Here is a 13,290-nt window from a genome sequence, read left to right on the forward strand (position 1 = left end):
GAAATAGGGATAGAATAATAAAACTGCGTGCAGAATTGTACTGAGAGTAAAGACTATGGCAGTACCAAAAAAGAAAACCTCAAAAGCAAAAAGAGATTCCCGTCGCGCCCACTGGTATAGAAAAGCAGAAATCCAGGCAATAAAGGCCCTTGCGTTGGGCAAGTCTGTTTTGACAGGTAAATCCAATAGCTTTGTCTACCCCACTAAAGAGGAAGAAGAAAGCGAAGAAGAAAAAGAAGAATAGTCGGGCAACTAGGCGTTGTAGACTTCTCCGTAACACCCCTTCTCCCCCAATTCCTTTATCACCAGTTACAATTAACAGGAAATGGGGGATTAGATTTTTTTGCTATACCCCTTTTTTCGTTTTTTCTCCTTTTTAACCCTTCTCACCCTCAATAATAATCCAAAATAACTAATAAGGACGCCGGTGCCATCCCATGAGTCTAAATGTCTTTTCTGAGCAATTGCCCGACTCTAATCCAAGAGTGACTGTTATACCGGACAATGGTCTAACTATCATAACAGAACAAGTACCAGTTCCCGCCGTCACCGTCAATGTATGGTTTAAAGTGGGCAGTGCCATGGAAACCCCCCAGACTAGCGGGATGGCACACTTTTTGGAACACATGATTTTCAAGGGGAGTAGACTGGTAAGGTTGGGAGAATTTGAACGTATTTTAGAGGCCAAAGGGGGCAGTGCTAACGCCGCTACCAGTCATGAGTACACCCACTACTATTTTACTGCCACCTGTGAAGATTTTGCCGAAATACTACCCCTCCAATTGGATTTAGTCACCCATCCTTCTTTTCCCCCCGAGGAATTTGAAAGAGAAAAAAAAGTAATACAAGAGGAAATTAGACGCGCTGCCAATAATCCCCGTCGTCGTCTTTGGGAAAAAACCCTCCAACTGTGTTTCCCATCCCTCCCCTACCATCGTCCCATTTTGGGGGAGGAAACTGTCATCGCCAATCTCACTCTGCCCCAAATGCGTGCCTTCCACCAACTGTGGTATCAACCAGCCAATACAGTCATCGTCGCTGTAGGCAACTTGCCAGCAGACTACATGACAGAAACCATCATCCAATCCTATCACCCCCACCTTCCATCCCCCGACTCCCACCTACCACACCATAACTATTTCCCTCACCGAACCCCTGAACCTCCGTTTACAAAAGTAGTTGAATATAGATACAAGGATCCCAGTCTCCAACAAGCCCGTATAATGATGTTCTGGCGGGTGCCGGGATTACAACAGTTCCAGCAAACTCTTCCCCTAGACGTTTTGGCAGCGATTGTTGGGCGTGGCAAACTCTCCCGTCTGGTAAGGGATTTGCGAGAAAGCCGCCGTCTTGTTACCCGTATCACCGCCGCTAATGTTACCTACCAACTCCAGGGGCTTTTTTATATCTCGGCACAACTTCCCCAAGAGAATATCCCCATGGTCACAGAGGCCATCTCCAACCACATCCAGTCTATCCAATCCCATGGGGTCCGAGAAGAGGAACTAAATCGCGTTAAACACAATGTCACTAGTAGTTTTATCTTCCAAAAAGAAAAACCAAGCGAACGTACTAACCTCTACGGCTACTACTACTCCCAATTAGCCTCCCTCAAGGGCGCCTTGGAGTACGAACAGTATATCAAATCCCTCTCTCCCCACCACATCCAACTGGCTGCTTCTCAATATCTTTCCCCCTCCTCCTACGGTATTGTCATTGCTCACCCCTAAACCCCCAAAAAGCACCAAGCCGCCTCACCACGAGTCGAGAGGCGGCAACGACCACTATACCGGCAGTATAACATAAAAAAACAGAAGATGTCAAGAGGATTATGGGGGAGGGAGGAAAATAGGAAAAAAATGTAACGAAATGTCAAGAAATGCTACTAAAATGATAAAGAGGAAAGAGTAGAGAAAAGGAAAAATGCGAGTAGCAATAGCAGGTGCAGGATTGGCAGGACTTTCTTGTGCAAAATACCTAGCAGACGCGGGATATACCCCCCTGGTGTTGGAAAGGAGAGATGTGTTGGGAGGGAAGGTAGCAGCCTGGCAAGACGAGGATGGTGACTGGTATGAGACGGGACTTCATGTGTTTTTTGGTGCTTACCCCAATATGTTGCAACTGTTGAAGGAATTGGGCATAGAAGACCGTCTGCAGTGGAAGGAACATACAATGATATTCAATCAGCCGGATAAGCCGGGCACCTACTCTCGCTTTGATTTCCCGGACATACCTGCACCCTTCAATGGGATTATGGCGATTTTGCGCAACAATGACATGTTGACTTGGGAGGAGAAAATTAGATTTGGCCTTGGTTTAATACCGGCCATGATTAGGGGGCAAAAATACGTGGAAGAGATGGACAAATACACTTGGTCAGAATGGATGCGGAAACAGTCCATCCCTCCCCGGGTGGAAAAGGAAGTCTTTATTGCTATGTCTAAGGCCCTCAATTTTATCAACCCCGACGAAATCTCTGCTACTGTACTTCTTACTGCCCTCAATCGCTTCTTACAGGAAAAGGACGGCTCGAAAATGGCCTTTTTGGACGGCTCCCCCACCGAAAGACTCTGTCAACCCATAGTAGATTATATCACTGCAAAGGGGGGCGAGGTGCGTTTGAACTCTCCCCTTAAGGAAATCCTGTTAAGGGAAGATGGCAGCGTAAAAGGCTTCCTCATTCGGGGGCTAAATGGGGCACCGGATGAAATTGTAACTGCGGATATATACGTAAGTGCTATACCAGTAGACCCTCTGAAGGTCCTATTGCCAGCACCGTGGAGGGAAATGCCCTTTTTTCAAAAATTACAGGGCCTAGAAGGGGTGCCTGTTATTAATGTCCACCTATGGTTCGATCGCAAATTGACGGACATTGACCACCTTCTCTTTTCCCGTTCGCCCCTTCTGAGTGTCTATGCAGACATGAGTAATACCTGTAGGGGGTACAGTGACCCCCACCGCTCCATGTTAGAATTGGTACTGGCGCCGGCCGCCGAGTGGATTAGCAGGTCGGACGAGGAAATCGTCGCCGCCACCATGAAGGAATTAGAAAAACTCTTCCCCCAACACTTCACCGGCGACAATCCGGCTAAGTTGCGTAAGTACCATGTGGTTAAAACCCCCCGTTCAGTATACAAGGCTACCCCCGGACGACAAAAGTGCCGCCCCAGTCAAAGGACTCCTATCCCCAATTTCTATCTGGCAGGAGACTATACTATGCAACAATACCTGGGTAGTATGGAAGGAGCAGTCCTATCAGGAAAACTAGCCGCCAAATATATTAGTGAGGACCATCCCGTAACCTCCCGTCAAACGGCCATGGCCGCTGCTAGTGGCACAAGATAACCACCCTTTCCAGAATTTGTCCCAATTAATTCAAGTTCGTGAGACAATACTAGAGAATTTTTATTAGTTATCTTGTTGTTGTCACAGAAGATTTCAGCAGGGATGAATGCTGCACCTTTCACCAAAATTAGAACCAAAAAGGCCACTTGCTAGTGTGGAAGAGTCTTACGAGTATTGTCGTCAGGTGACGGCGAGGTACTCTAAGACCTTCTACCTAGGCACCCTTCTTATGCCCAAGGAGAAAAGGAATGCTATCTGGGCCATATATGTTTGGTGCAGGCGCACAGATGAGTTGGTAGATGGCCCGCAGGCAGCCAATACCACCCATGAAACTCTGGACTTGTGGGAGCGTCACCTGGAGTCTGTGTTTGCCGGACAACCCATTGACGATCCTGATGTGGCCTTGGTAGACACCCTTAAACGCTTTCCCATAGACATTCAACCCTTCCGGGACATGATCGCTGGCCAAAGGATGGATCTGTCCCGCAACCGCTATGAGACCTTTTCTGACCTTCTTGTGTATTGTTACCGGGTAGCTGGGACTGTGGGGTTAATGTCTGCTGCCGTGTTAGGGGTGGATGACAGTCTTTCCAAAACCCCCTGGGGGCCTAATTCCGTCTATATCCCAAAAGAGGAAGCCATCGCCCTGGGAATTGCCAACCAGCTCACCAACATCCTCAGAGACGTGGGGGAGGACATTAACAGGGGCAGAATTTATATCCCACTGGAGGATTTAGAAAGATTTAACTACACAGAAGAGGATCTAAAAAACAAGGTAATAGATGAGCGTTGGCGAAGACTGATGGACTTTGAAATCCAGCGGGCGAGGCAATTCTACCAGAAAGCAGAAAAAGGAATTAGTGCCCTAAGTAAAGACGCCCGATGGCCGGTATGGGCTGCCCTTATGTTGTATCAAGGCATCCTGGATGTTATTGTCAAAAACGACTATGATGTGTTCAACCGCCGCGCCTTTGTGCCAACCCCCAAAAAACTGTTATACCTACCCATCGCCTGGTTGAGGGCTCAAGCACTTTGAGGTGGTACTACAGTCATCTGGCTGTAGGCCCCCACAGCGACGGGGTTTAGGTTTCTCCCTATCACCACCAGTCTAGTTTTTCTTTCCTCCCCGGGTTGCCAAAGACGGTCAAAAAAGGTTTCAAAGCGATTGCCTACACCCTGTAAAACCATCCGCATGGGCTTATGGGGCACATTGACAAACCCCTTGATGCGATAAATCTCCTCCCTTGCTACCAAGTCCTGTAACCTGGTTAGCAAGGCTTGGGGTGCAACTGTTTCCCTCTGTTCCAACAGCAGAGAGGTAATTTGCTCATCGTGTTCGTGTTCCCCTTCATCATCGTGGTGGCTGGGACGATTGGCCAAATCCTCTTCTACGGCGGCGTTAAACCCCAGTAACACCTCCGGCTCAATTTTCCCCTCCCGCAGGGCAATCATTTTCACCCCTGGTCGTAAACACTTTTGTAACTGAGAAGCAATCCGGTGTTGGCTGAGTTCGTCCAATAGGTCAGTTTTGCTCAAAAGGACTAAATCCGCACAGGCCAGTTGGTCTTCAAACAACTCCTCTAGGGGGGTAGAGTGATTTAAACTGGGATCGGCTCTCCTTTGTGCCTCCAAAGCCTCCAGATCAGATACCGGAAAACCTTTAGTGGCCAGGGCAAAACCATCCACCACTGTTACTACCCCATCCACTGTGGCCCGAGTGCGAATCTCCTGCCATCTAAAGGCCTGTACTAGGGGTTTTGGTAGGGCTAAACCGGAAGTCTCAATGACAATAGCATCAATTTTGTCCCGCCGGGCGAGCAACTGTTGCATCGTCGGGTAAAATTCCTCTTGTACGGTGCAACAAAGACAACCATTGGTCAACTCGATGATATTGCTTTCTTGCCCCTCCTCCCCATCGCAAACCCTACAACTTTTGAGCAACTCCCCGTCAATGCCCACTTCCCCAAACTCATTGACCAATACGGCAATTCTTCTACCCCGGTTGTTTTGTAACAGATGACGAATAATGGTAGTCTTCCCCGCGCCCAAAAAGCCGGTGATGACAGTCACTGGAATTTTGTGCATCTTCCCCCCTACACAATTTGATTTTCCAATGCCCAACGAGATAACTCTGTGCGGTTGTTCAATCCTGTCTTGTTCAACATGTTTGAAACATGACTTTCCACAGTCCTTTGACTAACCCCCAAGGCTTCAGCTATTTCTTTGTTTGACATGCCGCTGGCAACAAGAGAGACTACTTTTTTTTCAGTGGGGGTCAACTGGACATGTAGAGGAACTTGAAGTCTTTGTAGGGTCTCGGTGCGTCTGGGATTGGCCGCCATGAGTCGCTCGGCTTGAGCCAGCGTTGATTTCACTTGTGCTACCAACTCCTCCGGCTCAAAGGGTTTTACCATATAAACATCTGCCCCCTCATTTAGACCTTTGATGCGATCGCTCACCTGTCCTTTAGCGGAAAGGAAAATAACAGGCAGCCAACGCCAACGGGGATTTTCTCTTACCTGTTTGACAAAACTATACCCGTCCATCTCCGGCATCATCACATCGCAGATGATTAAATCCGGAGTTTCCCTCTCTAGAATGCTCAAAGCCTCCCTCCCATGACTAGCAGTAATCACCTCATAGCCGTTGTATTCTAAATAGTCCTTCACCAGTAGAATTAGGTTCGGGTCGTCATCCACGAGCAGTAGTTTCTTTGGCACTTTGGCCACTTTTTCTCTCTCCTTCATATTCCTACTCCCTCGGCGTTAGTTTGAAACTGACAACTCCCCCCCGGTTTTATTCTCATCCCTGTCACATAGTTCATTTTGGGGAAGAGGATGACGGTGGAATGAGTATTCCTCTACTATTTTATTGCCTAGCAGGTGTTCCTGGATGACCCTTTCAATCACTTCTGGTGTTGCCTTACGATACCACACCCCCTCCGGATAGACCAACAAAATTGGCCCCTCCTGACATACCCTTAGACAATTAGCTTTAGTCCGAAATACACACCAGTCTCTCCCCCCAGTGGGGGTGTCTAGCTTTAATTCCGTTAGTCTTCTCTTGAGATACTCCCACGATTCTAGGCTTTCTTCCCTACTACAACACTTGGGTTTAGTTTGGTCACAGCACAGGAATATATGTCTGTTTATGGACTGTAGTCCCAGTTGTTTTACACATTCCCTTAGTGTTGAACATTCTTGTTCCATAACCCTCCCCTTTTCCTCTTCTAGGGTTTTATTATACCCCTGTTTTCCCTTTTTCCCCCGTCAGGAAAGCCAAAGAATGTCCCATAGCCCTTGACAAGTTCCCGTTTTTTGATGTACAATGGCGGCGGTGTGCCGCCTCTTGCCCATCCGTGGTGATGGGAGGGTGTGGCCTTGTGTTTTTTCAAGGAAGAAAATACCCAAATCCTAGTACCCCTTAAGGTCCCAAATTACCACCCCCTACTCGGTGTTTTCCAGGAGGGAACCGCAAATGGGACAACAAGGGCCACTGAGGCAGTCGAAGCAAATCAGGTGAGCCCGGCCATAGGTATTCTGACAACGCTTGGCCCACTGATAGTCACTATAGGAAAGCTCCTTGCCACAACGATCGCAGCGGGGACTGTTCCACATAACCTAAACCAAAACCGGATTTACTATCTAATCCTAGTCTAATGGTCTGGGACTTATTGTAACAGGGAAAAAAATATTCTCCGGGCTGTCAGCCAAATTCCTGTTCAATAATACGCCAACGAATGGAAACAACCCCCGGCTCCAAACTTAAACGACTGACAATATTCTCCAAAAGAGCATCATTTCTCTCCTGGCTAATCAATTCAGCCTCCACACTGACACAGTCGGGTTTGTTTTCCAAGTCCTCACTATAAAGAGAACGCAATTGTAACTTGCCACCGCCCATGGACTGGAGTAACAGGGCACGAACATGAGCCTCCACCTCTGCCCTACAAACGACATCACAACGGTAACACAGTTCTATCTCTGTTCCCTTGAGAGGTTGCTGATTAATGAGATAACCTAAAGGCCGCAGGAATAAGTTGGTGGCCAAAACCGATAAGGCTCCAAGGGTTGCCTGGGTCAAAAAACCAGCCCCTGCCAAGGCGCCAATGGCCGCCGCACACCACAAGGTAGCCGCCGTGTTTAACCCCCGCACGCTCAGTCCCTCCCTTAAAATTACACCACCCCCCAAAAAGCCAATGCCAGACACCACCTGGGCGGCAATGCGAGTGGGGCTGGAATCTCCCGGCGTCAACACCGACAGCATCACAAATAAGGCTGCCCCTATGGCCACCAGGGTGTTAGTGCGCAAACCCGCCATTCTTTGCCGCCACTGTCGTTCCAAGCCAATGGCTGAACCCAGTAAAAACGCCACTATGAGGCGAACCACAAACTCTGTTAGTGTTAGCGTCATGGCACCCCTAGCCTAACAACAAACAGTTATCATGGTAGACCACAGACAGGGGAGGCAGAAAATGAGGAAATTGTAAAAAAATGTAAACTAGGTTAAGATGAAGACTAGAATAGTAGAATAAGAGTAAGAGGGCAAATAAGACTATGCAACCGTCGCAGCCGTCGCAACCAACCGAAAAAGAGATTTTAGAGAAAATTTTAGCCCCCCTCCTAGAGGACTTCGTGTACTGGTTCAATAGAGCCTCCTGTTTGCTAGAATCGGAGAGGATGCCTTTTCTCACGGAAGAGGAACAGGAAGGGTTGTTGGCCAGACTAAGGCAAGCCAAGAAGGAGGTGGAAACGGCAATTATGCTATTTAGGGCCACCGGAGGACAGGTGGGAGTGGACACGAAGGCACTTCTACCCTGGCATAAGCTGGTGGCAGAATGTTGGGATGTGGCAAGAAGATGGCGGGAGTTAAAACAAGGCAGTTTCTAGTTCCATTCATTAGTTATAACGGGAGTTATGGCTGAGGAAAAGATGTTGCACCTGGTGTACATATTGGCTTTTACGGTGATTGCCTTCTTTGCCATTAGCAATCTAATCCGTAGCCTAGTCAGTATAAGTGTGGAATCCCAGAAAAGGGCCTGGATTAATAAGGGGGGAGGTGGAGGAGTTAGTGAAAAGGGAACGCACCCGGAATTGTTTGACAAAGAAGGGAAACCCATTGATGAACCTCTATTGGTGATTCGGTCAGTTTCCCTGGAAGAAGCGCGTCGGAAACTCGATTCCCTTTATGAATCATCCCCAGGAAACCCAGAAGACACCCAAAACTCGTAAATTAGGATATGGGGCGTGAGGAGATTAATATAGCCGAATATATTGACCTTGCCATACTACAACCCACAGCCACCAGGGAAGATGTAAGGCGTGGCTGTGAGATTGCCATCAGGTACAACTTTCCGGCAGTGTGTGTTTACCCACAGGCGGTGAAACTGGCCAGAGAGTTGCTCCACAGGCAGAAAACGATAGTTTCCACGGTGATTGGCTTCCCCACCGGCAACACCACCCCCGGCTGCAAATTGTATGAGGCACAGGAAGCGGCAGAAAATGGCTCCGAGGAGTTGGAGGTGGTAATAAACCTGGGCTGGGCAAAAGAGGGCAAATGGGATTCAATTCATGAGGAAATAGCCACCATTGTAGAAGAAACGGGTAAAAGAGTAAAGGCGATTCTGGAAACTAACCTGCTGACTGTAGAAGAGAAGAAAATGGCAGCAGAGGTATGTTTGGAAGCAGGAGTCGCCTTCTTGAAAACCAACACAGGCTGGTTTGGCGGCGCCAATGTGGAAGATGTAAGGCTGTTGGCAGAAATCGTTGGCGGGGCAGTGGGGATTAAAGCCGCTGGTGGCATTCGCGAATTGGGGCAAGCCTTGGCACTAATACAAGCCGGCGCCACCCGTTTGGGCACATCCCGAGGATTGGAGTTGGTGAAACAACAACAGCTACTCGACCAGTAAATGAGTAATGTTTTTGAAACCAAAGGGATTATACTGAGACGGAAGGCGTTGGGGGAAGAGGATGTGCTAGTTACCTTTCTGTCTCCTAGCCTGGGGTTGAAAAAAGCCATAGCGCCCGGGGCAAAGAAACACAAATCCCCCCTAAGAGGCAAGACAGAATTGTTGTTGGAAAACAATTTCCTGTTGATAAGGGGACGGAGTCTAGACAAGATCAAGGAGATAGAAACGGAACAGTACTATCCCAGACTAAGAGAAAACATAGGCAAACTGGCAGCCAGTCAGTATCTAGCAGAGGTGGTGTTGCATCTGGCATTGAGCGGACAGTCCCAGGAGGAGTTGTATAATCTTTTCAGGGCCCATTTGAGGCGACTAGGAGACTTGAAACCACAGGACTGGCTATTCCCCCATATAGCCCAGGCAATATATCATCTCCTAGCCCTCAGTGGTATAGCGCCGCAAGTATACAATTGTGTCTTCAGTCAGCGACCCATAACCCCCAATTTTGACAAACCAGGGTGGCGTGTGGGATTTTCCTTTGCCGGTGGGGGAATCAGTGAGTGTTTTAGACAAGAAAGTTCATATGCACTGGTAGAAGAGGAATTAAATGCCTTAGAATTGGCGTTATTACAGGCCCTACCCCAGCCCTTTCTCCCAGCAGGATTCCTCCACTGTGATGACTTGTTGTTGAGAAGGAGTTGGCAAAAAATAGAGAACCTTTTGAAAAACTATCTACAATGGTATCTAGGCTTCAAAATCCGTTCCGCCGAGGTACTAGCAGACATTTTGATGGAGTTTTAACCCGCTTTTCCTAATCCCGGCAGGGCTGGAGATTTAGCCCCACGAAAACAAAAATTTTTCAAAGGAGGATTGGTGTTTTTTTGTTCAAATTCTCCTCCTAATTTTCTTTGGGAGAAAGATGTGGTAGAATTGTCCAACGGGATTCCCTAAAAAAGGGCAAATATTATTCTAAAAAACAATGAAAATGCCTACAGATTCCCTAGAAAAAAAAGAAGAATACGATAAACTCTTGAGAGAAGGGCCTAAGGAAACAGATAATGAAATAATGAATGTAATAAAAAATGCCAATTTTCTGCTCCTCTGGTTGGGACAGGTTTTCTCACAACTGGCAGACAAAATCTACCTGGTATTGATGATTGGGATAATTAAAACCTATTTTCAACAACCAGGGGAAAGTATCAGCGGCAAAGTATCCATGGTGATGATCGCCTTCACCATCCCAGCGATTCTCTTCGGGAGTCTGGCGGGGGTATACGTGGATCGTTGGTCAAAGAAAATGGTATTAGTAACATCCAATTTGGGAAGAGGGTTGTTAGTACTAATTATCCCTTTGTGTCTGTCGTGGCAAACAACCCATCTTAAACTGTTTTCTCTGCCATGGGGATTCTGGCTTACTCTGTTGGTAACATTTTGTGTTTCTACTTTGACACAGTTTTTCGCACCAGCCGAACAAGCGACAATACCGCTAATTGTCAGGAGGAAAGACCTATTAGCAGCTAACTCCATTTACACTACCACCATGATGGGGATGTTAATTGTGGGTTTTGCCATAGGACAGCCCCTATTAACAATGGCAGACACCCTACCCCTTCCCCACGGGAGAGAATTACTGGTAGGAGGATGTTATCTGACAGCAGGGGGGATACTGACACTTTTATACTTTAGGGAAACTAAAAAACATCTTCAAACCAGTGAAATTCACCTATGGCAGGACATCAAGGAGGGAATAGAATACCTGAAGGCTAACCCCATTGTTAGATACGCAATAATACAGCAAATACTACTTTTTTCCCTTTTTGCAGCTCTAGCAGTGTTGGCAGTGCCAATGGCGGAAAAGATACCGGGGATGAGAGCGGAAGAATTTGGGTATCTGTTGGCGGCTACAGGGGTAGGGGTGGCTATGGGCGCTGCATTTGTGACTCAACAAGGGAAACTAATACCCTATTCCCGTCTCAGTTTTTGGGGCTTTGTGGGTATGGGTGGTAGTCTGTTGGTGTTGCCTGTGGTGATGAACAGTCTAGTGTCCACTCTTATAATCACCGTAGTCTTGGGATTTTCTGCCTCTTTTGTAGGAGTGCCCATGCAAACCACCATCCAGGTGGAAACCCCTCCCAACAAGAGGGGAAAAGTCTTCGGTTTACAGAATAACGCCGTGAACATTGCCCTTTCTTTGCCCTTGGCTTTGGCGGGGGTAGCAGAGACCTATTTTGGCCTAAGATGGGTATTGTTATTTCTCGCCTGCCTAGCAACTTCCGGTGTTACTTTTAGTATTATGGTACCAGACTCCCGCTAGGGGGAACTATTGGTTACTCCTCTACTTCATACTAGGTAGTAGGGATATTGTCTGCCTTATTCTTCTGAGCAGATTATGACAAGGACAATGAAAAAGTCTTCTCATAGTTTACTGGTTGGTGGCCTTGTAGGCATGGCGGTTGCCCTTAATCTCCTCCCGGTGACTAGATTTCCCCTCTCTTCTACTTCCGTTTTGGCACAGACACAGGAGATTACTGAAGAACAGTTGCGAAAATACGCCAAAGCTGTCATTGCCATTGAGAATCTTAGAAAGGCCACCTATGCTAGTATAGAGAACATAGTGGGTTCTAATGCCTCTTTATCTGTTTCCTGTGATCAAAAAAAGAGTTTTAGTCAACTGCCCCCGGCTGCCCGCAATATGGCGGAAGAATATTGTAATCAGTCAGAGGTTATTGTGAAAAATAATGGGCTAACTGTCAGTCAATTTAACCAGATTACCCAGCAGATAAAACAAAATCCCACCCTCAAACAACGTCTCCAGAAGATAATTGAACAAATTCAACCCCCTGGAATGTAAGGCCGGTTAGACGAAACTGAATGGTAGCAGTAAAGGGCACTCTATTGTACTATTTCAACTAATCAGTAGCTAGATAACATATCAGCAAATAAAATCGAATCAGAGCCCTAATTCCCTGAAAAAATCGACAACATGAGCGGAAATTGTAATAAAATAATTCATCATCTTGCACTAGGGAAACACGACTGCCCAGGTCGTATATCTGCTGCACTAGTCTATAGACAAACTTAGAGGAGATTTGAGAATTTATGCAACCGGTCAACGCTGCCACCATAGATTATACTAGTGACGTTTACAAAGATGCCTATAGTCGTATTAATGCCATTGTAATTGAAGGGGAACAGCAGGCTCACGACAACTATATTGACATAGCCCAATTACTTCCCCAATACCAAGAGGAATTAACCCGTTTGGCCAAGATGGAATCCCGTCACAGAAGGGGTTTTGAATCCTGTGGGCGGAATTTAGATGTCATTCCTGACATGGAGTTTGCCAAAAAATTTTTTGCCCAGTTACGGGAAAACTTCCAAAAAGCCAAGGCAGAGGGGAAAGTAGCCACCTGTCTGTTAATCCAGGCACTAATTATTGAAGCCTTTGCCATTGCCGCCTACAACATATATATTCCTGTAGCCGATCCCTTTGCCCGTAAAATCACAGAGGGAGTTGTCAAAGACGAGTATTTACATCTCAATTTTGGCGAAGAATGGTTAAAGGCCCACTTCCAGGAATGCAAAGCCGAATTGGAAGAGGCTAACCGCGAAAATCTGCCCCTGGTGTGGCAAATGTTAAACCAGGTGGAAAAAGACGCCAAAACCTTAGGTATGACAAAGGAAGAACTAGTAGAAGACTTTTTGATCAGCTATGGTGACGCCTTGGCCAATATTGGCTTTTCTACCCGTGAAATCATGAAAATGACCTCCCAGGGTTTAAAAGGCGCCTAACTGTTACACTCAGGGTTGGGTCAAAATACTCCCCTTGAATAGATGGAAAAAGACCCAACCATAAATGTTTGTGTTTCAATCAGGATTCAAGGCTACAAAGTCCCCCCCCTGTCGAGGGAGGTTTTGGGCACGGGAGGCTAACAGAGGAGGGGTGAGTTGTAGTCGGTTGTAGGGTTTTTATTGTCAACTGTCATTACAAACCAGCTGGGGGGAGAAGAATTCAATGCCCATCCTCACCCCGAATTCAC

General features: G+C 47.1%; 17 protein-coding genes. 11 read left to right on the forward strand and 6 right to left on the reverse strand.

The genetic code is table 11. The features are described 5' to 3' along the window. Window positions 1–55: 55 nt before the first annotated feature. The 4 genes from IGQ44_11270 (at window position 56) to IGQ44_11285 (ending at window position 4,381) form a co-directional block, all read left to right on the forward strand. Window positions 56–244: a 50S ribosomal protein L32 gene (locus IGQ44_11270; GenBank protein HIK38554.1), complete on the forward strand. Its 189-nt coding sequence runs from the start codon at window positions 56–58 to the stop codon at window positions 242–244. 193 nt (window positions 245–437) lie between these two features. Further along, a complete protein-coding gene (locus tag IGQ44_11275; GenBank protein HIK38555.1) occupies window positions 438–1,730 on the forward strand; it encodes an insulinase family protein in 1,293 nt (430 codons plus the stop codon). Window positions 1,731–1,923: 193 nt separating this feature from the next. Beyond that, the gene (gene pds, locus IGQ44_11280; protein HIK38556.1) at window positions 1,924–3,345 is read left to right on the forward strand and encodes a 15-cis-phytoene desaturase; all 1,422 of its coding nucleotides are present in this window, start codon (window positions 1,924–1,926) and stop codon (window positions 3,343–3,345) included. A gap of 106 nt (window positions 3,346–3,451) precedes the next feature. Further along, the gene (locus IGQ44_11285; GenBank protein ID HIK38557.1) at window positions 3,452–4,381 is read left to right on the forward strand and encodes a phytoene synthase; all 930 of its coding nucleotides are present in this window, start codon (window positions 3,452–3,454) and stop codon (window positions 4,379–4,381) included. Here the strand turns inward: IGQ44_11285 and cobW are convergent. The 6 genes from cobW to IGQ44_11315 form a co-directional block, all read right to left on the reverse strand. Next, a complete protein-coding gene (gene cobW, locus IGQ44_11290) occupies window positions 4,369–5,430 on the reverse strand; it encodes a cobalamin biosynthesis protein CobW (GenBank protein HIK38558.1) in 1,062 nt (353 codons plus the stop codon). The two genes, IGQ44_11285 and cobW, sit on opposite strands and share 13 nt — an antisense overlap. 8 nt (window positions 5,431–5,438) lie before the next feature. Next, window positions 5,439–6,092 carry a response regulator transcription factor gene (locus IGQ44_11295; GenBank protein HIK38559.1) on the reverse strand — a complete coding sequence of 218 codons (654 nt, stop codon included), beginning with the start codon at window positions 6,090–6,092 and terminating at the stop codon, window positions 5,439–5,441. Window positions 6,093–6,110: 18 nt separating this feature from the next. Continuing rightward, window positions 6,111–6,554, reverse strand: a complete 444-nt coding sequence (locus tag IGQ44_11300) for a ferredoxin (protein HIK38560.1) — start codon at window positions 6,552–6,554, stop codon at window positions 6,111–6,113. Window positions 6,555–6,574: 20 nt separating this feature from the next. Next, window positions 6,575–6,739 carry a hypothetical protein gene (locus tag IGQ44_11305; GenBank protein ID HIK38561.1) on the reverse strand — a complete coding sequence of 55 codons (165 nt, stop codon included), beginning with the start codon at window positions 6,737–6,739 and terminating at the stop codon, window positions 6,575–6,577. A gap of 52 nt (window positions 6,740–6,791) precedes the next feature. Next, window positions 6,792–6,962 carry a hypothetical protein gene (locus tag IGQ44_11310; protein HIK38562.1) on the reverse strand — a complete coding sequence of 57 codons (171 nt, stop codon included), beginning with the start codon at window positions 6,960–6,962 and terminating at the stop codon, window positions 6,792–6,794. A gap of 88 nt (window positions 6,963–7,050) precedes the next feature. Further along, window positions 7,051–7,758, reverse strand: coding sequence for an MgtC/SapB family protein (locus IGQ44_11315; protein HIK38563.1), 708 nt, complete (start codon window positions 7,756–7,758; stop codon window positions 7,051–7,053). Window positions 7,759–7,901: 143 nt separating this feature from the next. On the opposite strand from IGQ44_11315, the gene IGQ44_11320 reads away from it, so the two are divergent. The 7 genes from IGQ44_11320 (at window position 7,902) to IGQ44_11350 (ending at window position 13,042) form a co-directional block, all read left to right on the forward strand. Next, a complete protein-coding gene (locus IGQ44_11320) occupies window positions 7,902–8,234 on the forward strand; it encodes a DUF2605 domain-containing protein (protein ID HIK38564.1) in 333 nt (110 codons plus the stop codon). Between the two features lie 42 nt (window positions 8,235–8,276). Continuing rightward, a complete protein-coding gene (locus IGQ44_11325) occupies window positions 8,277–8,576 on the forward strand; it encodes a DUF2973 domain-containing protein (protein HIK38565.1) in 300 nt (99 codons plus the stop codon). A gap of 8 nt (window positions 8,577–8,584) precedes the next feature. Next, entirely contained in the window at window positions 8,585–9,253 is a 669-nt protein-coding gene (gene deoC, locus IGQ44_11330) for a deoxyribose-phosphate aldolase (GenBank protein ID HIK38566.1), read from the forward strand. After that, entirely contained in the window at window positions 9,254–10,051 is a 798-nt protein-coding gene (gene recO, locus IGQ44_11335; protein ID HIK38567.1) for a DNA repair protein RecO, read from the forward strand. 184 nt (window positions 10,052–10,235) lie between these two features. Continuing rightward, a complete protein-coding gene (locus tag IGQ44_11340) occupies window positions 10,236–11,564 on the forward strand; it encodes an MFS transporter (protein ID HIK38568.1) in 1,329 nt (442 codons plus the stop codon). Window positions 11,565–11,651: 87 nt separating this feature from the next. After that, window positions 11,652–12,101 carry a DUF4168 domain-containing protein gene (locus tag IGQ44_11345; GenBank protein HIK38569.1) on the forward strand — a complete coding sequence of 150 codons (450 nt, stop codon included), beginning with the start codon at window positions 11,652–11,654 and terminating at the stop codon, window positions 12,099–12,101. 248 nt (window positions 12,102–12,349) lie between these two features. Further along, a complete protein-coding gene (locus IGQ44_11350; protein ID HIK38570.1) occupies window positions 12,350–13,042 on the forward strand; it encodes an aldehyde oxygenase (deformylating) in 693 nt (230 codons plus the stop codon). Window positions 13,043–13,290 lie beyond the last annotated feature (248 nt).

It is taken from the genome of Geminocystis sp. M7585_C2015_104, from assembly GCA_015295805.1.
Classification (GTDB): Bacteria; Cyanobacteriota; Cyanobacteriia; order Cyanobacteriales; family Cyanobacteriaceae; genus DVEF01.

Excerpts from the sequence above, each read along its gene's own strand:
- IGQ44_11270 (HIK38554.1), top strand. The coding sequence starts at position 56 with ATGGCAGTACCAAAAAAGAAAACCTCAAAAGCAAAAAGAGATTCCCGT.
- IGQ44_11275 (HIK38555.1), top strand. The coding sequence starts at position 438 with ATGAGTCTAAATGTCTTTTCTGAGCAATTGCCCGACTCTAATCCAAGA.
- pds (HIK38556.1), top strand. The coding sequence starts at position 1,924 with ATGCGAGTAGCAATAGCAGGTGCAGGATTGGCAGGACTTTCTTGTGCA.
- IGQ44_11285 (HIK38557.1), top strand. The coding sequence starts at position 3,452 with ATGCTGCACCTTTCACCAAAATTAGAACCAAAAAGGCCACTTGCTAGT.
- cobW (HIK38558.1), bottom strand. The coding sequence starts at position 5,430 with ATGCACAAAATTCCAGTGACTGTCATCACCGGCTTTTTGGGCGCGGGG.
- IGQ44_11295 (HIK38559.1), bottom strand. The coding sequence starts at position 6,092 with ATGAAGGAGAGAGAAAAAGTGGCCAAAGTGCCAAAGAAACTACTGCTC.
- IGQ44_11300 (HIK38560.1), bottom strand. The coding sequence starts at position 6,554 with ATGGAACAAGAATGTTCAACACTAAGGGAATGTGTAAAACAACTGGGA.
- IGQ44_11310 (HIK38562.1), bottom strand. The coding sequence starts at position 6,962 with ATGTGGAACAGTCCCCGCTGCGATCGTTGTGGCAAGGAGCTTTCCTAT.
- IGQ44_11315 (HIK38563.1), bottom strand. The coding sequence starts at position 7,758 with ATGACGCTAACACTAACAGAGTTTGTGGTTCGCCTCATAGTGGCGTTT.
- IGQ44_11320 (HIK38564.1), top strand. The coding sequence starts at position 7,902 with ATGCAACCGTCGCAGCCGTCGCAACCAACCGAAAAAGAGATTTTAGAG.
- IGQ44_11325 (HIK38565.1), top strand. The coding sequence starts at position 8,277 with ATGTTGCACCTGGTGTACATATTGGCTTTTACGGTGATTGCCTTCTTT.
- deoC (HIK38566.1), top strand. The coding sequence starts at position 8,585 with ATGGGGCGTGAGGAGATTAATATAGCCGAATATATTGACCTTGCCATA.
- recO (HIK38567.1), top strand. The coding sequence starts at position 9,254 with ATGAGTAATGTTTTTGAAACCAAAGGGATTATACTGAGACGGAAGGCG.
- IGQ44_11340 (HIK38568.1), top strand. The coding sequence starts at position 10,236 with ATGCCTACAGATTCCCTAGAAAAAAAAGAAGAATACGATAAACTCTTG.
- IGQ44_11345 (HIK38569.1), top strand. The coding sequence starts at position 11,652 with ATGAAAAAGTCTTCTCATAGTTTACTGGTTGGTGGCCTTGTAGGCATG.
- IGQ44_11350 (HIK38570.1), top strand. The coding sequence starts at position 12,350 with ATGCAACCGGTCAACGCTGCCACCATAGATTATACTAGTGACGTTTAC.